The sequence below is a fragment of the Schaedlerella arabinosiphila genome (assembly GCF_003885045.1).
GTDB classification, from domain to species: Bacteria; Bacillota; Clostridia; order Lachnospirales; family Lachnospiraceae; genus Schaedlerella; species Schaedlerella arabinosiphila.
The window spans coordinates 477,549-500,975 of record NZ_RHJS01000002.1; the positions used below are offsets into that span (position 1 = coordinate 477,549).

A 23,427-nucleotide genomic window follows, 5' to 3' on the forward strand; every position below is an offset into this window, starting at 1 on the left:
TTGCGTTTGAATGATACACGCAGGAAGCAGCAGTAAAAGTTCAATCCCATAGCAAAACATGATGACTGTAATGTACTTACCTGTAAAAATGTCGCATGGCCTCACGGGAAATAGCAGCAAGTGTTCGATATCCTTTGAAAAGCAAAAAATATTTATCAGCAGGAAGGCGCTCACGATTGAGAGTATCATCGCCGCTGCAAACAGTGCAAGCCGACAAAACAAATCTCCCAACCCCAGCTCGGAAAGTCCGTCATAAAGCTGCCCAAGCATTTGAAAATAGTAGTAATAGAACACGCCTATCATACTTAAAACAAAGCAAGTCAGCACAATAACATAGGTATCAGGGCGTTCTTTTAACTTATACCGAAAATTCAAAAAGCTGAAATGGATCTTACGGATTGTTTTGCTTAATTGAAAAACCTTTATCCATCGGTACATCATTAACCACCTCCAAATAAATATCCTCCAGAGAAATATAGGAAGGGTTATCTCGAAGCTCGATTGTTTTCTGAAGTGTTCCAGCCTGCATGATGACAATTTTATCACACAAATTCTCACAGATTTCCAATATGTGAGATGAAAATAGAACAGATTTTCCGTGGGCTGCCCTGGATTGAATCAATTCCTTTAAGACCTGAACAGATTCTACATCCAGTCCCGTCATTGGCTCATCTAACACCCAAAGCAGGGGATCATTAACCAGGGACGCTATAACAGCAATTTTTTGCTTTGTCCCATGGGATAATTTTTTAATAGGGCTGTTCAGATATTTTTCTACCTGAAACGCTTCTATCAGCGGAGTATAAATTTTACTTCTTGTTTCAGAAGGTACTTCGTACATATCCGCTATAAAATTCAGATATTCCTTTCCCGTAAGATTGTTGTATATATCGTGGCTGTCAGAAACATAGTTTATTTGTTTCTTGTATTGCATGGGATGTAGATCCAGCGAGTAATTGCCAAGGCAGACAGAGCCTTTTTCAAGCGGCAGCAACCCCAAAATCAGCTTTAAGGCTGTAGTTTTCCCAACTCCGTTTTTCCCTAACAGGCCAACGATTTCTCCATCTAATACGGAAAAAGTAAGATTGGTCAGCACAGGTACATGCGGTTGATAATGGAAAGACAGGCCGGACACTTCTAACAAAAAGAACACCCCCTTTATAGCTTTTAACCTTTTAGTTAATTGGTTACTTACAGTATAGCACCGGGTCTGAGAAATGTCAATACAAGAAGCATATTCTGGCTGTGAAATTATTTGAAGTATAGTTTTTTTGCAGAGAAGAAGTTGGAATTGCATAACGAAGCGTAATTTGGTATATGACAATTCAGAAATCATGCCCTGTATGAACGGGAAGCGATTGGAAGACCAGCTGAGAAAGTTACTTTGGGATATCAAAGCAGTTTACGACATTGCCCCGGGCGCGGCCTTTGAAAAGGTCCTGATTTCAGCGGAGGCGCTGTTTCAGGAAAATGACCTGAGGACGATCGTGGGGGAATATGAACGGATACTGGAGTTATGATAGAATCTCTGGAACAGGAGAGGGTTGACGAGTCAAGCTTTATGATGGCAAACGTCATCCAGGCATTGAATATTTAAGAATTCCAGAATCGTCTCCATAAAATCCGTACCGTGTTTCTAGGCATAGAGGTAAAGCCTCATAAGGCCGGGGTGGATCAGAAACTGGATTCTGATTCAGGTTCCGGCTGATCAGGTCTGTTAAAAAATAAGAATATGTGCCCCCCTTGTTTCTTCGGAACGCAGAGTCTTTTTGAAGCTCCATGGATATCAATTTGCTGAATCTGTGAAAAAATTCCCTGTCAAAATACGTGTCTGGATTAAATACGGGTTCAGTAATTGATTGCCGTATGCGTGGTATTGATATCTATTTTCTTTCAAACGAACAAGTAACTGCATGTATTCCATATGGCATGCTCCTTTATGTTGACATTGATATAATAAGGAAAAAGGATGTCTGTCGGCATTTCGTTATAGATTCCAAAAATATAGAAGAAAAAGAATGAAAATGAGCGTGTAGTGCTATTTTTGAGCGCATAATCCGTATCGGAACTTCATTTTGTTTTTTATAATAGAACGGGCAATGACAAAAAAGTGCGTTTTTGAAAGGAGAACAAAAAGTATGATATTCGATGCGATCAGGAATAAGGAAAACTACAAGGCGGAAACGAAGATTTATCAGGCGCTGTGCTATCTGGAACAGATCAGCAGATGGGATGAGATCTTACCGGATACAGTGATTCTGGAGGACTGTATGTTTGCCGGCCCGGTATCGTTTATCAGTAAGGAAGAGAAAGAATGTGTATATGAAGCACATAAAAAATACATGGATATCCACTATATTATGGAAGGAGCGGAAAGAATCGCAACGGCGGACGTGCGCAGTCTGCAGGTCAAAACTCCATACAGTGAGGAAGAGGATATTGGATTTTTCACCGGACCTGCATCCGGAAGCTGCCTTTTAAGGCCCGGGGATTTTATGGTATGTTTTCCAAGCGATGCCCATAAAGTGGCCATGATGGATCAAACGCCGGAAACCGTAAAGAAGATTGTCGTAAAGATCAAAGTTGAAAAGTGACAACCCTCCGGGGGATGCGCAGCTACGCGCGCGGAACAAAAGCTGCGCTGCTAAGAATGTAACAACGCAGGAGTGTGCGAAGCGCACTTTTGTTTTTGCGGGAGGTTAAAATGTCAGCGATAGATCACATTCGTTTTACTTTTTTGTTTATTGAGTTTTATTCCATGGGAAAAACATGGGTGTATCCGGAATCCGTTACGCCATACGGCATATTCCGGTATATCGTAAAGGGAAGGGCGGAATTTTGCATAGATGACAAAACGATCATTGTGAGAGAAAATCAGATCGTATACATTCCCCAGGGAAGCAGGATGTCCTGCAAAGTCTCCAGCGAAACGTTCGAGTTTTACAGCATCCGTTTTACAACCTCGGTATTTTATGAGGGCGAGGATGTTCTGACAGAGTATTACGGGATTCCAAGGGTGCTGGAAAATGAAGGGGAAGATATTTTCTTTCAGGAGATTTACAAATGGGTGAGGAAGGATGCGAGGGTCAAAAAATGCTTTGTAAGGGGATACTTAGACCTCCTCATCGGCTCACTGGCCATGCGCGGCAGCAAGGTGGACAAGGACACCGGCGATTTTGTGGGGAATACGGAGGAGAAAGCGCTGAACCACAGGGCCGCAAAGAACAATGACCAGGTTGATCCGAGAATCTACATGGTGGCGAATTATATTATCCTGCATCCCCAGGAAAAATACAATCCGCAGAAGATGGCGAAGATGGCAGGCTTAAGCAAACAGCGGTTCAGCAGCCTGTTCAAGGAGAATATGGGAAAAAGCCCCATGGCGTATGTGCGGGAAATCCGGCTGACCACGGCGGCAAGGGCTTTGCTGGTCACCCATGACAACGTGATTGATATCGCCTATCAGTGCGGATATGAGGATACGAATTATTTTATAAGGGAATTTAAGGCGGCATTTGGATTTACGCCGAATCAGTATCGGAAGGTCGCGAGCAAGTGAGGCATGGAGAACGCAGGCTGACCGGGAAACGGCAATAAATTGCGGCAGCAGTTCACAGGCTGACCGGCGAACTACAGAGCATGAGTGCCAGATGCTATTTTTAAGTGTGCCCTTAGTAGATTAGCAGAAAGAATACAGATAAAATAGAAGAAACAATTTGATGTGGCCGCATTGAAAAGTAGTAACCAGTTAACTGTACAATGAATCAGTGAGGACAAGCTTATGAGAAAAAAATTGGCCATATTATTGGCGGGAACCATGATCGCCGCTGCCGCGCTTGCGGGGGGCAGGTCTGAAAGCAAGGGCTCTGCCGCGCAGGAGGATTCGGGAGAATTAAAAGGCGACATTACATTCTGGCATTCTTTCACACAGGGGCCGAGGCTGGAAGTCATCCAGGAAACGGCAGATCAGTTTATGAAAGACAACCCGGGCGTGAAGATCACGATTGAGACCTTCTCCTGGGGAGATTTTTACACAAAATGGACGACCGGGCTGGCATCCGGAAATGTGCCGGATATGAGCACCGCGCTTCCGGGGCATGTGGTGGAGATGATGGACGCGGATGCGCTGGTGTCCGTTGACGACCTGGTGGACGAAATCGGAAGGGATAAATTTTCCGAATCGGCGCTGTCGGAAGGTGAAAAAGAGGGAACCTGTTATTCCTTACCGCTGTATTCCCATGCTCAGGTCATGTGGTACCGCAAAGACCTGTTGGAGGAAGCAGGGCTTTCGGTGCCGGCCACATGGGATGAATTAGCAGAGGCCGCAAAGGCGCTTACAAAAGGGGAGGTCTACGGGTGCTCCTTCCCATGCGGGTCCAGCGACCTGATGGGAACCAGATTTCTGAATTTTTATGTGAGGAGCGGCGGAGGAAGCCTTTTGACAGAGGACCTAAAAGCTGATCTGACCAGCGATCTGGCAATGGATGGAATCCGGTACTGGCTGGATATTTATAAAAACTGCTCTCCGAAAGATTCCGTGAATTATGTCGTACTGGATCAGGCAAATTTGTTCTACCAGGGAAAAACAGCATTTGATTTCAATTCGGGATTCCAGATCGGCGGCGTGGAGACCAACTCTCCGGATCTGGTCGACCAGATCGACTGCGCGCCGCTTCCGAAGATTCACGCGGACGATCCGGATTATGGAGCCGAAACCTCCAACATCCCCATGGTGGTCTGGAGAAATTCAAAATATCCGGAAGTGTGCAAGGCATTTATGAAAAAATTGTACGAAAAGGATACATATATCAAATTCCTGGAGGCGACCCCGGTGGGAATGCTTCCTTCCATCAGCGGTATCTCAGATACGCAGGAGTATCAGGAAAACGAGACCGTCCAGAAGTTTTCGAACGCAGTCGGGGTGATCACGGACGCGATGGAGAAGGGGACTGCCATCGGGTATGAGCACGGCCCGAGCATCCAGGCCGGCCTTCTTACTTCGCAGGGGATCATCGAAAGCATGTTCCAGGATATCATTACAAATGGTACCGATGTAAAGGAAGCGGCAAAAGCAGCAGAAAATAAACTGAACGAGTTATTCGATACCGTGCAGTAATTCAGAACACAGACTATGTATTTATAAGGTCAAGATAAATGATCGAAATAGTCCAAGAAAGGAAAGGCATATATGAAGAAAAGAAATATACATGTGGATTATGCCCGTTGGATTTTTGTCCTTCCCGCGCTGCTTTCCGTAGGTCTCTTACTGATTTACCCGATCTTTTCAAGCTTGTACTACAGTATGACTACAAAACATCTGATCCGCCTGACCTATGAGTTTGTAGGGCTGGAAAATTATAAGGCGGTATTGTCAGATTCGAACTTTTATAAAGCATTTTTCAATTCCCTCTTGTGGACGGCGGGGTCCCTGCTGGGCCAACTGGCCGTAGGATTTACAGCGGCCCTTGCCATCAACCGGGTAAAAGCGGGAAAAGGGGTTTACCGAACCCTGATGATCATTCCATGGGCGTTTCCTTCCATCGTGATCGCGCTGTCCTGGAAATGGATCTTAAACGGGGTGTCCGGATTTGTGCCCAATATGTTAGTCCAATTAGGAATTTGCAGCGAACTGCCGCAGTTTCTCAGCGACAGCAGCCTGGTGTTTTTCACACTCATTTTTATCAATATCTGGTTTGGGGCGCCTATGATCATGGTCAATGTGCTGTCTGCCCTCCAGACCATCCCCCAGGACCAGTATGAAGCGGCCCAGATCGACGGGGCGTCAAAGCTGCAGCAGTTCTGGTTTATCACAGTACCGCATATCAAGGTGGTGGTGGGGCTGTTAGTCGTCCTTCGTACCATCTGGGTGTTCAATAACTTTGACTTGATTTATCTGCTTACCGGCGGCGGGCCGGCAAACGCGACGACAACCGTACCGATCTACGCTTATAACATGGGCTGGGGATCAAAATTGCTGGGACGGTCTTCGGCAGTCACAATGCTGCTGCTAGCATTCTTATTATTGATATGCGTGGTGTATTTTACGATCATTGGAAAATGGGAAAGGGAGGACAAGTGATGGCGAACAAAAAAGAAAGAGCCGGCAATATTTTCTGCCATATCTATCTGATCATCTTATCAGCGGCGGCCTTTTTCCCGTTGGTGTGGGTGCTGCTCTGTTCGGTAAAATCATCCGGGGAGCTGACGTCGGAACCGACCCGGTTTTTACCGAAACAATTCACGTTTGATAATTTTGCCCATGTAATCCGGGATCTGGGATTTGCCGGAAATATCGGGAACAGTCTGATCATCGCGGTCACGACGACTGGTATTGCCATTGTGATTTCCTCGATGGCAGCATATGGGATCGTCCGTTTTTTTCCAAAGCTGGGGTCCGCCATGTCGAAAGTGCTGGTCACCACCTATATGTTCCCGCCGATCCTGCTTGCCATTCCGTATTCCATGGTCATGGCAAGGCTGGGGCTGGTCAATACGAGAATCGGCCTGATGATTGTATATCTGTCATTCAGCGTCCCTTATGCCGTGTGGATGCTGGTGGGATTTTTCAAAACGGTGCCCATCGGGATTGAGGAGGCGGCCAGGGTGGACGGCGCAAATAAGCTGCAGACGTTTGTACAGATCGTACTTCCGCTGGTCATGCCGGGGATTGTGGCGACGGCGATCTATACGTTCATCAACGCATGGAATGAATTTTTGTATTCTTTGATTCTGATCAACAGTACGGATAAAATGACGGTTTCCGTGGCATTGAAATCCTTACAGGGGGCAGAAATTTTAAATTGGGGAGACATGATGGCGGCATCCGCCCTTGTGGTAGTCCCATCCGTGGTATTCTTTATGTTTATCCAGAATAAGATTGCGGGCGGAATGACCCAGGGCGCGGTCAAATAAGAATGCAGTGTGAAGTATCGTATGAAAAAGTAAAGTATCGTATGAAAAAATGATACGGGTATTGCCCGCATTAAAAATCTGCTTCGCAGATGGCGGGCAGACAATCAATTTGCTATGCAAATTGGTTACAAAAAGGGAGGTAATGAAGATTGAAAACAATAGGATATGCAATTGTAGGAACCGGTTATTTCGGCGCAGAGCTGGGAAGAATCATGCAGGAGCAGGAGGGAGCGAAAATTGCGGCAGTGCTTGATCCGGAAAACGGACAGTCTGCGGCGGGCGAACTGGGCTGCGATGTGGAAACGGATCTGGATACATTATACAGCCGTAAGGATGTGGAGGCGGTCATTGTGGCAACTCCCAACTATTTACATAAAGAGCCCGTGATCAAGGCGGCAGAGCACGGCGTCCATGTCTTTTGTGAAAAACCGATCGCGCTTTCTTATTCGGACTGCGACGAGATGGTGAGGGCGTGTCAGGAACATGGAGTGGTCTTTATGGCCGGGCATGTGATGAATTTTTTCCGGGGCGTCCGTCATGCAAAGGAACTGATCAACAAAGGAGCCATCGGAAAAGTCCTTTACTGCCATTCCGCGCGGAATGGCTGGGAGGAACAGCAGCCGGATATCTCCTGGAAGAAGATCCGGGAAAAATCAGGAGGGCATCTGTACCATCACATCCATGAGCTGGACTGCGTGCAGTTTTTGATGGGCGGAATGCCCGAGGAAGTGACCATGACGGGCGGAAATGTCGTACATCAGGGGGAAGCGTTTGGGGATGAGGACGATATGCTGTTTGTGAACATGCAGTTTTCGGATCAGCGCTTCGCGGTATTGGAATGGGGCTCCGCGTTCCATTGGGCGGAGCACTATGTTCTGATCCAGGGAACAGAAGGTGCCATTAAGATTGATATGTGCAATTGCGGGGGAACCGTAAAAATCGGAGGTAAGGAAGAGCATTTTCTAGTGCATGAGTCGCAGGAGGAGGACGACGACCGGACAAGGATTTACCACGGCACAGAGATGGACGGCGCGATCATGTACGGCAGACCGGGAAAGAAGCCGCCCATGTGGCTGCACAGTATTATGAAAAATGAAATGAAATACCTCAACGGGATTCTCCACGGCAATGAGGTGGATGACGAGTTTAAGCCTCTGCTGACAGGCGAAGCGGCGAGGGCTGCCATTGCCACGGCGGATGCGTGCACGAAATCCAGATTTGAGGATCGGAAAGTGAAGCTGAGCGAGATCATCGGATAGGGATAAGAGTATTTTTAATGGGATATTGGCTCACTTATGAATTGAGTCAACGTAAAAAGAATACCTGTAGTTCTGCACGCTGGCCGGCTTCCAGACAATGCTTGTATTAATTAAGTTGATAAGGCACATAGTAGTAAATACGATGACTGAGTATATGGTAAACGTGTATTCATCAAGGCTGATGTGAATAATATTCTATACTCAGTCATTGAATTTAGATGACTGAGGTGCTATAATACGGGAAAAGGAAGAGAATCAGAGAAAGGAGAAAAAGAAATGAATGCATGTGCAATGAAACCTGGTTTACCATTTGTTACTAATATGGTATTGTCTAGAACTCCTGCATCGGAAGATAATAAGAAGATGACAGAGTTTATCAATTCTCATGAGTTCTCCTTTGATATTGATCCTGCCGGAAAATTAATTAGTGTTGTAACGAATAAAAGTAATTAGAATGGAAATTAAAAAATACACAAGAGAATTTGAAAATTTAAAGAATCATTTCGAATGTGGGAATATTATTATTGACAATTTTCTGAAAAATGGAGATGCTCTGGATGAAAACCAGGGCATTACTTATGTGATGCTGTCTGATAAAAAAGATTTTATAATCGGTTACTATAATATTGAAGTCGGCCGTGTGGATCAGATAGAAATAGTTGGTAATCGTAGAATATATAAACCTATGGGTGGTACTGTTAATATTAATTATTTGGCTGTACATAGCAGATACCAGGGGACAAAGATTGCTGAAACTTTTGAAGAAGATATGAATACATTTGTGCAGGAAAGTGATCAGAAATGCTATAAGCTGTACAAATGTGTTGATGATATAATTCAGATATAGGGCATATGGAAAGAAGTTTGTTAAGAGGGCTTTGGCAGCCCTCCGCGAGGGTCAAATCCCCCCCCCCGCAGCTTGCTGCGCTATAATTTTATGTCCCGTCAGCTTGCTGCGGGGTATTTGACTTCAAAGCCCCCTGCCGATATTCCGTAGGGCTCACCCCCGTATATTTCTTAAAGATAGACGAAAAGTACGTGGCGTCATGGTATCCCACCAGATCCGCGACCTCATAGGCGAGGATATCCTGCCGGAGCAGATATTCTTTTGCTTTTTCAATCCGCACGTGATTGATGTATTCTGTCAGAGATTCCCCGCATACCTTTTTAAACGTCCGGCTCAGGTGGGACGCGGAGATATGGAGATGGTCCGAGAGGACCTCCAGGGACAAGGGCTCTGAAAGATGGCTGTGGATGAATTTTACTGCATGGTCAAACAGCTTGTTCTGGGCGGCGGTTCCTACAAAATGGTCTTTTGTATAAGCCATCAGTTCAAAGACCGTATGTTCCAGGGAAAAGATATCCGAGGCCTGGGTGATCCTGGACAGGTATTCGCCGGGAGGGGCGGCATTTTCACGCTTGATGAGCACCCGGCAGCAAATGTAATACATCTGGGCGCAGATATTTTTGGCATCTGCGGAGTTGACAAAATTGGACTTAAACTTATTGAAAATTTTATGCAGAACCCCGCCGGCGTCCTCAAACAGCCAGTTGTGCAGATGGTTCTCAAAGTGGAACAGATCCAGGGAGTTTTCCGCGGTCAGGTCATAGTCCGCGTCCTCCGGCGCGTCGGAGAAGAGGGCAATATTTTTTTCATAATAAAAATGAAATGTCAGGGCGTGGATCGCCTCGGACACGGCATAGCTAAAGTCCGAAGCGCTGCTGTGGTACCGGCTGATTCCGACCGACACCTCCCGGGAATCCAGCGTCCGGGCGATCACGGTGATCTCCCGGCAATTCTCCAGAACCGCATCCGGTACAGATTCACAGCGGCCCTCCAAAAAATAGACCGCAATGATCAGGTTGTTGTAACGGTAGCAGCAGGCGTTCTTTTTTCCGTCAAGGATAATGCTCTTTAAGAAGGCGGTGTCATTTTCCAGGGGGACCATCTGGAATGCCGCTACATAATAGTGGTCCAGACGGATTCCCAGATTCGAAAGCCGCTCCTCAAAGGAGGGGAGGAAGGCGGAGCCGGTCATTTCCAGCAATAGCTGGTCTTTCAGAAATGCCAGTTCCTCCTCGGCGATGGAGGTCTGTTTCCTGGAGGTGACGATCTGCTTCTGCGCGTCCTGGATGGCTTCCATCAGCTCCTTTTTATTGGTCGGTTTCAGGATAAAAGCGGACACATTATATTTGATGGCTGTTTTTGCGTATTCAAAATCCGCGTATCCGGTCAGCAGGATGACTTTGATCTCCGGCTGATGCTCATAGATGAATTTTGCCACAGCCAGACCGTCCGCCACAGGCATCTTGATATCAGTAATGACGATATCCACGGGACTGGCTTTGATAAATTCAATGGCTTCCATTCCATTTCCGGCCGTTCCGGCCACCTTACAGTCCAGAGAATCCCAGTCTATAAAATTGGCAATGCCTTTGCGCATGATGGCTTCATCGTCAACAACTAACAGTTTGAATGTCATGGTCTTCCTCCTTTGTGCGGATCGGAATCTGAAAGGAAATGGTGGTGCATTTTTCCGGGATGCTGTCGATGCGCAGGCGGGCATCCGGCCCGAAAAGCAGCTCCAGCCGTTTATCCAGGTTGCAAAGTCCTACATGGGTGTGGGCGTCCGCCCCGGAGGGCCGGATATTGCGTATATCCGGGATGGGGTCGAAGCCGATTCCGTTATCGATAATGGAAATCTCCATGAGCTGGCCGTCGGACGGGATGACCTGTACGATGAGCCGGCCCTTTCCGTCTTTTGGCTCCAGGCCGTGTACGATCGCATTTTCCACCAGCGGCTGGATGCAGAATGTGGGAACCATACAGTCCATCAGCGCGTCCGGGACCTGGAATACGCAGGAAATCTTGTCCTCAAAACGCATCTGCTGCAGGTAGACGTAAAACTTCACATACTCGATCTCCTGGGCAAGGCGCACATAGTCCGTTTCTTTGGACAGCGTATTTTTCTTGAGAAGCTCCCCCAGGGAAATGATCATCTGATAGATTTCCTCTTGATCGCTGATCTGTGCCTTCCATGCGATGGTGTTGAGCACGTTAAACAAAAAATGGGGGTTCATCTGCGACTGCAGCGCCCGGATTTCCGAGCTTTTCAGCAGCAATTGTTTCTGAAAATTGTCATTGTAGTAGATATCCAGCTGTTTCAGCATCCGGTTCAAGGCGTCCGCCCAGACCCGAAACTCCCGGTACATCTTCATGGGCGGCAGGCTGGCCTGCTCCCCCTTTGAGATCTGGTTGATGTGGTAGATCATCCGGTCAATGGGCCTGGTGACTGCCCGGCTGACGATCACGGCCAGGAGGAGCGCAGCCAATACCGTACATGCCAGCAGCAGGATGTAAGTCTTTAAGGTATCGTTGAGATCCTGGAACAGGATGCTTTTCGGTGCGGCCACGGCAGCGGTGAGCTGGATCTTGTCCAGCTTCTGCACGGCGGTAAAATATGCGTCGGAGCACAGCGTTAGCTCCTGGAAGGAGACAAAGGCCGTACTTCCCTGATCCAGCGCGGCCTGCAGCTCCAGGCTCTGGGGTTCCATGTCCCGGCTGGAACAGAGATTCATGTCCCGGTCATACAGGCAGATGAACCAGGAAGGAGCCAGTCCGTTTACACAGTAGGCAAGCCATTTTTCCAGATCCACGGCGATGATGAAGGTTCCGCTGTAGCTTCCCGTATTGCCGCTGAAAAGATTTCGGATAAAATAAAGGTTTTTTCCGTCTGAGGGCAGCATCCGGCAGGTCAGCCGGTGTTCTTTTTGATCCAGATCCCGGAGGAGCTCATGGCTTCCGGAGAGGCTCCCGGCAGGGGAGGCGGAGGTGGATATGCGGAATACGTCCCCCTGTACGTTCAGGATGTAGATCCCGTTTGTAAAATTTTTTGCGGACAGGGGCGTGCTGTAATAGAGGTCCGTCATCTGTTTTTCTATATGGATCTTACGCTCCGAGCTCAGCGGCTTGTGGGCGGTATCCTCTAAAATCCCGGCAATGGAGGCGTTGGATACATAAAGGGGGATGACCGAGTCAATGGAATCCACCTGGTCGCTGATCTTCTGGTTGACCTGTCCAAACTGGCCGGTGACAGAGTGTTCATAACTGGTTGTAAGAATCCGGTCTGTCCTTATATAATAGAAGAAAAAGGAACAGAGCAGGATGAGGGTTACGATCAGGGAGACGGTAACGGTGATGAAGGAGCGCAGGGAGGGGATGTGTATCGTGTTGCTTCTGTTCATATCTGTTTTTTTCCATCCTTATCTGTATTCCATTTATATAATTTGTCACCAATTTTCGCAAGAAAAAATTGATGACCTGCTTGCGCATCGGCGCAATTCTTATTACATATTATTATTACATAATCCGCCCCTGTCTTCAATCGGTTTTGGGGCGGAAGCAAAAAATTCCAAAGAAAGCAGCAAATAATTTAAAGCAATGCACAGCGCCGGGAGGGCGGGGGCTGATGAGAGGGTGTTCCGGCTATGAAATTCAAAGAACACAGCATATCCCTTTATTCAAATCCGGGCAGCAGGCGTACTATAATAGAACCAGCTTAAGGAAAGCCGAGACGTATGGGAGACGATTCCATACAGGCAGGCGGAGGATCTGTCTGCCGCGCAAGTAGGCAATCAATTTGCTGCGCAAATTGGTTACAAAAATTGTAGGAGGAGCGAGCATGAAAAAGAACTATTTGAAGAGGGTACTTGCATCTGCGCTTATGGGTACAATGGTATTGGGACTGGCAGCCTGCGGAAACGGCGGGGGACAGGGGACGGAAAGCAAGACGGAATCCGGCGGGGCATCGGAAGATACGGGAAAGACCGTATTGAATGTCATCAACTACCATGTAGGAACGGATTACGCGGCGGACTACTACGCCTACCTGTTCGAGGAATTTCAGAAAACCGAAGAAGGGAAGAACGTAGAGTTCAAATTTGAGGAGATTCCGACCACGGACGCTTACAACCAGAAGATCAAGCTGCTGATCTCCAGCGGGGATCTGCCGGATATCGTGTTCAACGGTGGGAACAACATCACCGAACTGGCGGCTAAGTCAGGGAAGGTGGCGGACCTGACCCAGTATTTTGAGGAAGATCCGGAGTGGAAAGCGCTGTTTGATGAAACCTCGCTGGACTTCAATACGGTAGACGGGAAGATCTACGGCGTACCGGTTTCCAAGGAAATCTCTTACATCTATTACAACAAAGAGCTTTTTGAGAAGGCGAAGGTGGAAGTGCCGGAGGTAGGGTATGAGACCTGGGACGATTTCTTTGCGGCCTGCGATCAGCTGAAGGAGGCGGGAATCACGCCGGTGGGCATGGACACCGCGGACATGGGGTGGCTTACCAACCTGTGGATGAGCGCCCTGATCGGTACAAGCGGGGAGGCCGGAAACGAATGGATGAACACCATGTATCCGGACGACTTTAATACGCCGGAGGTGGAAGCCGCGGCGGAGACGATCCAGAGGATGTTCCAGGAATACACCACAGACGATGCGGTGGGCGGGAAATACGACCCCATGGCGACCCATTTCTTCAACGGGGAGATCGCGATGATTCCCAACGGCCCCTGGATGATTCCGGATTTCTCACAGACGGAAAAAGCGCCGGAAGGATTTTATGATAAGGTGGGCATTATGCTGATGCCGGGCCGGGGCATGGAAATGGTTCCCACACCTGGGGATATGGTAGGGGCATCAGACGAGGAGAAGATCAAAGCGGCTGTTGCGTTTTTGAAATTTGAGACCAGCCCGGAGAATCAGATCAAGGCGCTGGAAATGACAGGGCTGCAGCCGGTATCCAATGACCTGGATATCCCGGAGGACCTTACGGAGAGCGATCCGCTGATGGCGGAGGTACTGCAGATCCAGAACGAGGCCGAGGCTACCTATGGACAGAATCAGGCGTACTGGTATCAGAACACCATCGACACCTTCTCGACAGAGCTTCCGGAGCTGGCCTTCGGAAATATCACACCAGAAGAATTTTGCAGCAAACTGACGGAATCCGCGGCAAAGAATCAGGAGTAAGTCAGAGACAAACCGCAGGTCTGCAGGTAAGCAGTTGCAGTTCGCGGCCGGTCAGGCCGTGAACTGCAACGGTGACGATACTTGCGGGCCTGCCCCTTTTTATACTGGGAGGATTTGCACAATGAGAATCAAAAATAAAGGCTTGTGGATCGTGCTGTTTACCATGCCCTGCATGCTGTTGTTCGCCCTGGTGTACGCGGCTCCGATCGTTACGGTGCTTTATACGTCGCTCTGCGATTATACGACCTTTTCCGGGCCGGTATTCGCGGGGGTGAAAAATTTCGTGAACATATTCGGGGACGGGGATTTTCTGGAATCCATAAAAAATACCCTGGTGTGGGTGCTTCTGCAGTCTACCTTCCATGTGTCCCTGGGGCTTGTGATGGCGCTGGTCCTCAGACGCAAGCCCAAAGGCTGGAAGGTGGTGCGCACGGCCTATATGATCCCCAATATTGTACCCACAGCCGCCACGGGGGTGATGTTTACGCTGCTTCTGAACCCCACCTTCGGGATCGTAAAGCCGTTTCTGGAAATGATCGGGGTGGAGGTGAGCCAGGTGCCGAACCTGTTCGGAAATTCCAGATACGCGTTCTGGACCGTTACCGCTACGTGGATTTTCTACGCCGGATTCAATACGATTATCTTTCTGGCAGAGATGGGGGCGGTTGACAAGGAGATCTACGAGGCCGCCACGGTGGACGGGGCCAGCCCCTGGCAGCTGGATCGGTATATCACCCTGCCCCTGATGAGAAATATCTTCGGGACCTGTGTGACCCTTGCTTCGGTGGCCATGGTATCCCAGTTCGACATCATTTACATGACCACAAAAGGGGGGCCGGGGAATAGGACGTTGAATCTGCCCATCTATCTGTACAAGGCGGCAACCCTTGAGAACAACTACGGAAAGGCAAATGCGGTGGGAACCGTACAGATTGCCATCGGGCTGATCCTGGTGCTTCTGATTCAGAGGATGTTCCAGGAAAAGAGAGAACAGGGGGAAAAAAAGAGATGAAATCCATTGCGAAATTATGCAAATATGTGTTCATGGCGGTGTTTACGGCCATCGCAGTCGGGCCGATCCTCTGGGCCTTTTTGAGTTCCTTCAAAACCTATGCGGAGATCAATTCCTCTGCGCTGTCCCTGCCGTCGTCCTTCAATCTGGACAATTATAAGGCGGCGTTTCAGTACGCGCCGATTGCGAAATATTTTTTCAACAGCATTGTGATCGTGGGCAGCAGCGTGCTTGTCACGGTGGCTCTGGTTGCCATGTGCGCCTACATTGTCTCCCGGTTTGATTTTAAGCTGAAAACGCTGGTGGTCCTTTTTATCTCCGCGTCTTTGATGCTTCCGGCCCAGGCGATCTCACAGCCGCTGTTTATGATCTTCCAGAAGCTGGGGATTTTTGATACCAAGCTGGGACTGGTCATCGTGTATTCCGCCATGGGGATTCCGATGTCGTTTTTCGTGATGGTCAGCTATTATAAAACCATTTCCACTGCGCTGGAAGAATCCGCCTATATTGACGGCGCGTCGTTTCTGCAGACCTTTGTCCACATCATCCTGCCCCTTGCGAAGCCGGGGCTGGTGACGATCGCGCTTCTGCAGTTTATCAATACTTGGAATGAGTTTTATTTTGCGCTGATGCTTACAAGCGGGGATACGGCGCGGACGGTTCCGATCGCGCTGAATTATTATATGGGAACCTTTGCCAACAATTATTCCGCATTGTTTGCGGCGGTAGTGATGACCGTGCTGCCGACGATCCTGGTGTTTATCGTCCTGCAGAGACAGGTGATGGAAAGCCTGACCGCAGGCGCAGTGAAAGGATAAGTGTGACCGGAAATGATGAATATGGAAATAAAGCCGATCTACCCTGTGGAGCCCTGGACCATTACGGAGACTTCCTTTGACCGGAAATACAATTATAGGAATGAGACGACGTTTTCTCTCTCCAACGGATACATCGGAACCCGGGGGACGTTTGAGGAAGCCTATGATTTTGACATAGACACCGGGCTGGAAGGGAATTTTGTAAATGGATTCTATGAGAGTGAGCAGATCCGCTACGGGGAAGCGAATTTCGGATCGCCGCTGTTCAGCCAGTCCCTGCTGAATCTGCCGAATATGAAAGAGACGAGGGTGCTCCTGGAGGATGAATGGTTCACCATGGAGGAGGGGACGATAGAAGACTACTCCAGAACCCTGCATATGAAGGACGGGGTGCTGAAAAGGAGCCTGGTCTGGACCTCGCCCCGGGGAAGGAAGGCAGAGATCCGGTTCCAAAGGCTGGTGTCCTTTGAAATGAAAAATATCATGGCCATCCGCGTTCAGGTCACGCCGCTGAATTTTTCCGGAAAGATTCAGTTTCGGTCAAGGCTGCAGGCGGATGTGGAAAACCATACGAGAAAGACGAACCCGATCGTGGATTACGGCCCCTTCGGCCGAAGGCTGGAACCTCTCAGGCTGGAGGGGGAAGGATACCGCCTGTATTATGAAGGGATTACGAAAAACAGCCGGCTCACCGCAGCCTGCGGGTGCAGCCACAGGGTATCCGGCAGCGAATGTGAGACGGGATGGGAGTTTTGTATAGGGGAACTGGAAGGGACGGCGGTTTTGACGGCAGAGGCGAAGGAGGGCTCTGCCGTGGTGCTGGAAAAAATGCTCTGCTATTCCACGGATCTGGATCTGCCGGCAGAGGATTTGAGAGGATTTATTCTGGACACCTTAAAAGAAGCGGAGCAGAAAACCTTCGGAGGACTGGAAAAGAGCCAGAAGGCCTATATGGGACGGTTCTGGAACACGGCGGATATCCGGATTCAGGGAAAGGACAGTCAGGCTTTGCAGCAGGGGCTTCGGTTCAACCTGTTTCATATCCTGCAGTCCGCGGGAAGGGACGGCAGAACCGGAATGGGGGCCAAGGGATTGTCGGGAGAGGGATATGAGGGGCACTATTTCTGGGATACGGAGATGTATGTGCTGCCGGTGTTTGTGTATACCGAGCCGGAGACTGCCAGACGGCTTTTGGACTACCGGTACGGCACCCTGGAACAGGCCAGGGAAAGGGCCCGGATTCTGGGTCATGAGAAAGGCGCTTTGTTTCCCTGGCGCACCATCAACGGGGAGGAGGCGTCCACCTATTATCCGCTGGGAACCGCCCAGTACCATATCAACGCGGATATCGCCTATGCACTGTCCCTGTACCTGCAGGTGACGGGGGATGTGGACTACCTGAAAGAAAAGGGGGCGGAAATCCTCATCGAGACTGCCCGGGTCTGGGCGGATGTGGGCAGCTTTGCGGAGTGCAAAGGGGGCAGATACTGTATCTGCAGCGTGACCGGGCCGGACGAATACAATGTGCTTGTGGACAATAATTTTTACACAAACCTGATGGCCAGGGAAAATCTCCGGGACGCGAAAGGAGCAGTGGAATATCTGGCCCGGCACGACAGGGAAGTGCTTGCACGCCTGAAAGAGAAACTGGATTTTTCGGAGGAGGAATGGAAGCTCTGGCAGAGGATCATAGATCACATGTATTTTCCATATGACGAAGCCCGGCAGGTTTACCCCCTTGACGATGGATTCATGATGCGCAGGCCCTGGGACGAATCGAGGATACCTGAGGAAAAAAGGGCGTGGCTGTATGAGAATTATCATCCGCTGTTTATTATGCGGCACCGGATGTCCAAGCAGGCCGACGCCATCCTGGGGATGTATCTGCACAGCCATCTTTTTACGAAGGAAGAGATCCGGCGGAATTACGACTTTTACCAGGAGGTGACTCTTCATCATTCCTCCCTGTCTACCTGTATTTTCGGGATTGTCGCAAGCGATATCGGGTATGATGACGAGGCTTACCGGTATTTTTCACAGTCGGCCAGGATGGATCTGGATGATTACCATCATAATTTTTACGCGGGCATCCACGGGGCCAATATGGCGGGTACATGGCAGGCGGTTGTAAACGGGTTTGCCGGGCTGCGGTGCCAGGAGACAAGGCTTAAGTTTTCTCCGTCCCTTCCATCGGAGTGGGAAAGCTATTCCTTTAAGCTCCGGTACAAAAGGGCGCTTTTGAGGATCGGGGTTTCCCGGGGACAGGCGGAGTTTACCCTGGAAGAGGGGGAGAAGATCACATTTTATATCGGCGGAAAGGAAATTTGTATTCAGGAAAACGGAGGGAGACACGTTGAAAAAATATAAGGCGGTCTTTTTCGACTGGGACGGCACCGCGGTGACATCCAGGACGGCGCCGGCAGAGGCGGCGGTATCGGCAATGCGGCCGCTGCTGGAGAAGGGGGTGAAGCTGGCGGTGATCAGCGGGACCACCCTGGAGAATATCGCAGGCGGGCGCATAGAAGAGTATTTTACGAAAAAACAGCTTGAGAATCTATACCTGGGCCTGGGGCGTGGGGCTTATAATTATGAATTTCGGGATGGGACGCCCTATATCTTTGAAAACAAGATCCCGGATCAGAAAACGCTGCTGGATATCCACCGGATCTGTTTTGAGATCCATGTCCGGCTGAAAGAGCAGTACGGACTGGATACGGACATCGTTTTTTGCAGGCCCAACTACTGCAAGATTGACCTGATGGCGGACAATCTGAGGGGAGATCATCTGTTTATGCAGGAGGACGAACTCCATATGCTTCGGAGGAAGCTCAAAAACCATGGGATTTGCAGAGGGCTCATGGAGCTGCTGGAGCTGGCTGTTTCTATCGGGAAGGATTATGGGATCAAGGTGGTTCCTACCTGCGACGCGAAGTATCTGGAGGTGGGGGTGTCCAGCAAAAGTGACAACGTAGATGCGATCCTCGGCCGCATATCCCGGGAAAGTGGTATCCAGGCCGGAGACTGTGCGTTTTGGGGAGATGAATATGTGGGGATAGAAGAAAACATTTTCGGCAGCGACAGCTTTATGCGTACCGGGCGGACTTCGGCGGGGGATTTTTTTGATGTGTCGGAGGTAAGCGGGCAGCGGCCGGAAGGGGTGAAAATGGTGGGGGGAGGCGTGGAAAGGTTTTTGGAGTTTCTTAAGGGGCAGGGGTGTTAGATACGAGTGCTGTTATGTTCGTAAGACCTTAGGAATATTTTTTTGTATCGATTATTTTGATATGTGGTATTGCAGCTTATAAAATTCCGTCTTTCACAGTTAAAAAAAAGAAAAAACTGCTATATCCCTTATATTTACCGGGGTATAGCAGTTTTTTTTGTTGTCACGGACTATGGTAATTTATTCCCGTCTTTTACTTTTTTTCTGAATTGTTTTCATCTTACTTTTTGTTATGAACTGATAATCTGTTCGAAAGCTACAGGCATCATGAAGGGCATAAGAAGGCTTTTCCAGAACAGGTTTTATGAGACCTGTAAGAACTTTTTCTATGATATGGCTGTCTGCCATATTGACAACCGTTCTTGTGTGTATTATACTGTATTTGTAATAGTAATACAGTTAAAACAGAAATGGAGGTGAGCATTTGGAAATAATCGTAAGCAATAAAGCAAGCCGACCGCTGTATGAGCAAATTTCTTCACAGATTAAAGCGGCTATTATGAGTGGAGAACTGAAAGCTGGTGAAGCGATTCCATCTGTGCGTTCATTGGCAAAATCGCTGCACATCAGTATTCTTACAGTACAAAAGGCTTATGCAACTTTGCAGGAAGATGGTTTTATTGAAACAACTGCTGGGAAAGGCTGCTATGTGTCGGCACAAAACCAAGACTTCTATCTTGAAGAACAACAAAAGAAGATAGAGGAAAAATTTGCAGAGGCAATCGAAATTGCCCGCACAAGCGGAATATCTCTCAACAAGCTGACCGATTTGCTAACCCTTATGTATCAGGAGGATGATGGAGAATGAATGATGCTTTAATTATTTCAGGTCTAACTAAGACATATAAAGATTTTATGTTGAATGGAGTTTCATTTTCTGTTCCATGTGGTTCTATTGTAGGACTGATTGGTGAAAATGGAGCCGGAAAAAGTACAACGATCAATGCAGTGCTGGGACTTATTCAGAAAGAGGCTGGCAGCATCTGCGTTTTAGGTAAAGAGCAGCTGGATAATGAAATCAAGGAACAGATTGGTGTCGTATTTGACGGCAATAACTATCCTGAAATCTTTTCTACCCGAAAACTCAACCGGGTTATGAAAGACATTTATCATTCATGGGAAGAACACACATTCCTGAACCTTTTGAAAAAATTTTCTTTACCTGCTGATAAACCGATGAAGCAATTTTCAAAAGGAATGAAAATGAAATTGGCAATCGCAGTTGCCTTGTCCCATAATTCTAAGCTGCTGATTTTGGATGAAGCGACCAGCGGGCTTGATCCCGTCATACGAGATGATATATTAGACATCTTATTGGACTTTGCACAGGACGAAACGCATTCTATTTTGATTTCTTCGCACATCACTACTGACCTTGAAAAAATTGCTGACTACATTGTTTTTATTCACGAAGGGCAAGTAGTATTCTCAAAGCCGAAGGATGAGCTGATCGAGCAGTATGGTATCATTAAGTGTGGAGCCGCACAGTTCGAGGCATTGGATAAATCGGACATCATCGTATATCGCAAGATGGATTATGAATGGCAGGTACTGGCTGCTGATCGTGCTGCTATGAAGAAAAAATATCCCAAAGCACTGATTGATTCAGCTTCGATTGACGAAATTATGCTTCTCTATATAAAAGGAGAAAGGGGGAAATAAAATGAAAGGCTTATTACTGAAAGATTATTATTTAATCAAGTCTGTGCTATATATCATACTCGTAGTTTTTGCAGTGGTTGGAATAGGAATGTCTTTTTTGACTTCCACATGGGTTTTAACTGTAATTGCAACTGTTATGCTCGGAATGATCTCTGTAACGACGATAAATATGGACAGAAACTCTGGTTGGAAAAAAGTTTCGATTGTTTTACCTGTATCCAGAACAGCTGTTTTAGACTGTAAATATATCTTGTATATACTACTTAGTGGGATCGGTTTGCTTTTAGGTGTCATTCTGGGTGTTGTGGCATCCATTATAAAAGGTCAAATTGACGATCAATCTATGATGCTGTTTGTTGGCATCAGCGTTGCTATGGCATTGCTTTCTGGAAGCATGACAATACCACTCACATTCCTGCTTAGTGAAGAAAAAAGTATGTTGGCTTTAATCATTGCGTACCCTTTTTCCTCTTTTGTATTTGTAGGAGCTGCGCTGCTAATTGATAACAAGCTGCTCGCTTGTGGTCTTGTGACTATTGTAGGTGTATTACTTTATGCGATTTCGTGGCTGATTTCGAGAAAACAAATTATAAATAAGGATATCTAAAGAGATAATTAGAAATCTATGAAATGATTCCTGAAAGAATGAACTGACAGGTAACTAAGGCACCTCTTTATTACAGCAGGACAAAAAAAGATATAGCTTTTTTGTCCTGTTTTTTTTATTGCCTGGAAAAAAGTCCAAATAAGGGGATAAATCTGGATAATTCAAAGAAAGTTTTCATCAGAGGGATTCGGTATAATATGAATCAAGGTAAGAGAAAAAGAAAAGGAGAACAAAACAATGAGCAAATTGAGAGTAGCAATCGTTGGATGCGGCGGTATCGCAAATCAGAAGCATATGCCTTCTATCAAGGCGAATGAGGACAAGGCTGTTATGGTAGCGTTCTGTGACATCATTCCGGAGCGGGCAGAGAAGGCATGTAAAGAATACGGCGCAGAGGGCGCGAAGGTTTACACCGATTACAAGGAGATGCTGGCGGATACGAGCATCGAGATTGATGTGGTTCACGTATGTACCCCCAACGTGGCGCACTGCCCGATCACGGTTGCTTCCTTTGAGGCAGGCAAGCATGTGATGTGCGAAAAGCCTATGGCGCACAATACCGAGGATGCCCAGAAGATGCTGGACGCATGGAAGAAATCCGGCAAGAAATTTACCATCGGCTACCAGAACCGTCTCCGCGACGATACCCAGACGCTGCATGCTTCCTGTGAAGCAGGGGAGCTTGGGGATATCTACTTTGCAAAGGCACATGCGCTGAGAAGAAGAGCGGTTCCTACCTGGGGCGTATTCCCGAACAAGGCGCTGCAGGGCGGCGGTCCGCTGATCGACATCGGAACCCATGCGCTGGACATTACACTTTGGATGATGAACAACTACGAGCCGGCTTCCGTATCCGGACAGGTATTCTACAAGCTGGGACGCCAGGCGGACGGCCCGGAAGGAAACGTATTCGGCCCATGGGATCCGGAGACCTTTGAGGTAGAGGATTCCGCATTCGGCCTGGTAAAGATGAAAAACGGAGCGACCATTTATCTGGAAGCATCCTGGGCGCTGAACGTACTGAAATCCATGGAAGCATCCACCACACTGTGCGGAACCAAGGGCGGAGCCGAGATCCATCACGGCGGAAGTTATCCCCAGGACGAGCTGATCTACAACACGGTAGAGCACAACCAGTTGATGGAAAAGACCATCTCCCCGGCAGGCGTGGTAGACTTCTTCGAGGGCGGCGCGGCAGCAGAGGCAGTAAGAGAGCAGGAGCAGTGGCTGAACGCGATCATTAACGACGGCGAACCTCTTGTAAAACCGGAGCAGGCATTTGTAGTGACCCAGATTCTGGAAGCAATCTACAAATCCGCAGAGACAGGAAAAGAAGTATACTTTGATTAAAAGTCAGGAACAGTCTCGGACATAAGCTGCGAAGCAGTGAATAGTCTGCAAAGCAGATGTGTCTGAGACCTGCAGTTCCGGACGGATGAGAAGAACAGCGCATCGCGTAAATTGGTTACAATCAATGCAGGAGGGAAGAAAATGGCGGGCAGACAGATTTATAATCCGGATGGATTTAAGAATGTAGAAGAAAATGGAAAGATTACGGGATATCAGTTTCAGTTTAAGGCGCAGTACTATCGTGGATTTACCTTATCCATCGTGCGTGACATCCAGGTCAATGTGGACGGAGAGGATGCGGCACGGGAGGATATCCGTTTTACCGTGAACGGGGAGACTTTCACGCTGGAAGAAATGCGCACCGTAGTAGATTCTGATTATCGCTGGGAATTTGGCGACTATGCGACAGTGACTGTGCAAAAGGAAGGCGGGCTTGCAAAGGGAGCGCATCATATCAAGGCTATGCAGATCATTGCCCCATCCTATATGCCGTTCCAGACAGAGGCATTGTGTGAAGCAGATTTTGAGATTGCCTGAGGCAATTGCCAG

Annotated in this window: 22 protein-coding genes; 19 read left to right on the forward strand and 3 right to left on the reverse strand. The window is 48.1% G+C overall.

All coding sequences use genetic code 11. The annotated features are described in order from the left end of the window. Positions 1-391: 391 nt before the first annotated feature. Positions 392-1,153, reverse strand: coding sequence for an ABC transporter ATP-binding protein (locus tag EBB54_RS02815; protein WP_243127863.1), 762 nt, complete (start codon positions 1,151-1,153; stop codon positions 392-394). A gap of 190 nt (positions 1,154-1,343) precedes the next feature. Between EBB54_RS02815 and EBB54_RS30015 the strand changes: the two genes are divergently transcribed. From EBB54_RS30015 to EBB54_RS02850, 9 genes are all read left to right on the forward strand, one after another. After that, entirely contained in the window at positions 1,344-1,520 is a 177-nt protein-coding gene (locus tag EBB54_RS30015; protein ID WP_154677762.1) for a hypothetical protein, read from the forward strand. A gap of 618 nt (positions 1,521-2,138) precedes the next feature. Beyond that, positions 2,139-2,594, forward strand: coding sequence for a YhcH/YjgK/YiaL family protein (locus EBB54_RS02820; protein ID WP_125126262.1), 456 nt, complete (start codon positions 2,139-2,141; stop codon positions 2,592-2,594). A 110-nt stretch (positions 2,595-2,704) separates the two neighbouring features. Further along, a complete protein-coding gene (locus tag EBB54_RS02825) occupies positions 2,705-3,559 on the forward strand; it encodes a helix-turn-helix domain-containing protein (RefSeq protein WP_125126263.1) in 855 nt (284 codons plus the stop codon). 222 nt (positions 3,560-3,781) lie between these two features. Beyond that, entirely contained in the window at positions 3,782-5,116 is a 1,335-nt protein-coding gene (locus tag EBB54_RS02830; RefSeq protein ID WP_125126264.1) for an ABC transporter substrate-binding protein, read from the forward strand. 72 nt (positions 5,117-5,188) lie between these two features. Then, a complete protein-coding gene (locus EBB54_RS02835; protein WP_125126265.1) occupies positions 5,189-6,079 on the forward strand; it encodes a carbohydrate ABC transporter permease in 891 nt (296 codons plus the stop codon). Further along, positions 6,079-6,912, forward strand: coding sequence for a carbohydrate ABC transporter permease (locus EBB54_RS02840; RefSeq protein ID WP_125126266.1), 834 nt, complete (start codon positions 6,079-6,081; stop codon positions 6,910-6,912). Before EBB54_RS02835 ends, EBB54_RS02840 begins: the two co-directional genes overlap by 1 nt. Positions 6,913-7,061: 149 nt before the next feature. Further along, complete coding sequence (locus EBB54_RS02845) at positions 7,062-8,171, forward strand: Gfo/Idh/MocA family protein (protein ID WP_125126267.1); 1,110 nt, start codon at positions 7,062-7,064, stop codon at positions 8,169-8,171. 276 nt (positions 8,172-8,447) lie between these two features. Then, positions 8,448-8,624: a hypothetical protein gene (locus tag EBB54_RS30020; protein WP_154677763.1), complete on the forward strand. Its 177-nt coding sequence runs from the start codon at positions 8,448-8,450 to the stop codon at positions 8,622-8,624. Between the two features lies 1 nt (position 8,625). After that, the gene (locus tag EBB54_RS02850) at positions 8,626-9,018 is read left to right on the forward strand and encodes a hypothetical protein (protein WP_125126268.1); all 393 of its coding nucleotides are present in this window, start codon (positions 8,626-8,628) and stop codon (positions 9,016-9,018) included. 88 nt (positions 9,019-9,106) lie between these two features. Here the strand turns inward: EBB54_RS02850 and EBB54_RS02855 are convergent, their stop codons facing one another. Together EBB54_RS02855 and EBB54_RS02860 are read right to left on the reverse strand one after the other, a co-directional pair. Continuing rightward, complete coding sequence (locus tag EBB54_RS02855) at positions 9,107-10,654, reverse strand: response regulator (RefSeq protein WP_125126269.1); 1,548 nt, start codon at positions 10,652-10,654, stop codon at positions 9,107-9,109. Continuing rightward, positions 10,629-12,416, reverse strand: a complete 1,788-nt coding sequence (locus tag EBB54_RS02860; protein ID WP_125126270.1) for a sensor histidine kinase — start codon at positions 12,414-12,416, stop codon at positions 10,629-10,631. The genes EBB54_RS02855 and EBB54_RS02860 overlap by 26 nt, the downstream gene beginning before the upstream one ends. 437 nt (positions 12,417-12,853) lie before the next feature. Between EBB54_RS02860 and EBB54_RS02865 the strand changes: the two genes are divergently transcribed. The 10 genes from EBB54_RS02865 to EBB54_RS02910 all read left to right on the forward strand — a co-directional run bounded on the left by EBB54_RS02865 (position 12,854) and on the right by EBB54_RS02910 (position 23,415). Beyond that, on the forward strand, positions 12,854-14,209 hold the full coding sequence (locus EBB54_RS02865) for an ABC transporter substrate-binding protein (protein WP_125126271.1): 1,356 nt from the start codon (positions 12,854-12,856) through the stop codon (positions 14,207-14,209). Positions 14,210-14,330: 121 nt separating this feature from the next. Then, the gene (locus EBB54_RS02870; RefSeq protein WP_125126272.1) at positions 14,331-15,221 is read left to right on the forward strand and encodes a carbohydrate ABC transporter permease; all 891 of its coding nucleotides are present in this window, start codon (positions 14,331-14,333) and stop codon (positions 15,219-15,221) included. After that, on the forward strand, positions 15,218-16,039 hold the full coding sequence (locus EBB54_RS02875) for a carbohydrate ABC transporter permease (RefSeq protein WP_004082580.1): 822 nt from the start codon (positions 15,218-15,220) through the stop codon (positions 16,037-16,039). The genes EBB54_RS02870 and EBB54_RS02875 overlap by 4 nt, the downstream gene beginning before the upstream one ends. 15 nt (positions 16,040-16,054) lie before the next feature. After that, positions 16,055-18,406 carry a glycoside hydrolase family 65 protein gene (locus EBB54_RS02880; RefSeq protein ID WP_125130571.1) on the forward strand — a complete coding sequence of 784 codons (2,352 nt, stop codon included), beginning with the start codon at positions 16,055-16,057 and terminating at the stop codon, positions 18,404-18,406. Next, on the forward strand, positions 18,393-19,259 hold the full coding sequence (locus tag EBB54_RS02885) for an HAD family hydrolase (protein ID WP_125126273.1): 867 nt from the start codon (positions 18,393-18,395) through the stop codon (positions 19,257-19,259). Before EBB54_RS02880 ends, EBB54_RS02885 begins: the two co-directional genes overlap by 14 nt. A gap of 424 nt (positions 19,260-19,683) precedes the next feature. Further along, positions 19,684-20,067: a GntR family transcriptional regulator gene (locus EBB54_RS02890; protein WP_125126274.1), complete on the forward strand. Its 384-nt coding sequence runs from the start codon at positions 19,684-19,686 to the stop codon at positions 20,065-20,067. Further along, the gene (locus tag EBB54_RS02895; protein WP_125126275.1) at positions 20,064-20,921 is read left to right on the forward strand and encodes an ABC transporter ATP-binding protein; all 858 of its coding nucleotides are present in this window, start codon (positions 20,064-20,066) and stop codon (positions 20,919-20,921) included. The genes EBB54_RS02890 and EBB54_RS02895 overlap by 4 nt, the downstream gene beginning before the upstream one ends. Before the next feature lies 1 nt (position 20,922). Beyond that, positions 20,923-21,528, forward strand: coding sequence for an ABC-2 transporter permease (locus EBB54_RS02900; RefSeq protein WP_125126276.1), 606 nt, complete (start codon positions 20,923-20,925; stop codon positions 21,526-21,528). A 237-nt stretch (positions 21,529-21,765) separates the two neighbouring features. Then, a complete protein-coding gene (locus tag EBB54_RS02905; protein ID WP_004082573.1) occupies positions 21,766-22,878 on the forward strand; it encodes a Gfo/Idh/MocA family protein in 1,113 nt (370 codons plus the stop codon). 141 nt (positions 22,879-23,019) lie between these two features. After that, the gene (locus EBB54_RS02910) at positions 23,020-23,415 is read left to right on the forward strand and encodes a C-glycoside deglycosidase beta subunit domain-containing protein (protein ID WP_004082572.1); all 396 of its coding nucleotides are present in this window, start codon (positions 23,020-23,022) and stop codon (positions 23,413-23,415) included. The last annotated feature ends 12 nt before the right edge of the window (positions 23,416-23,427 follow it).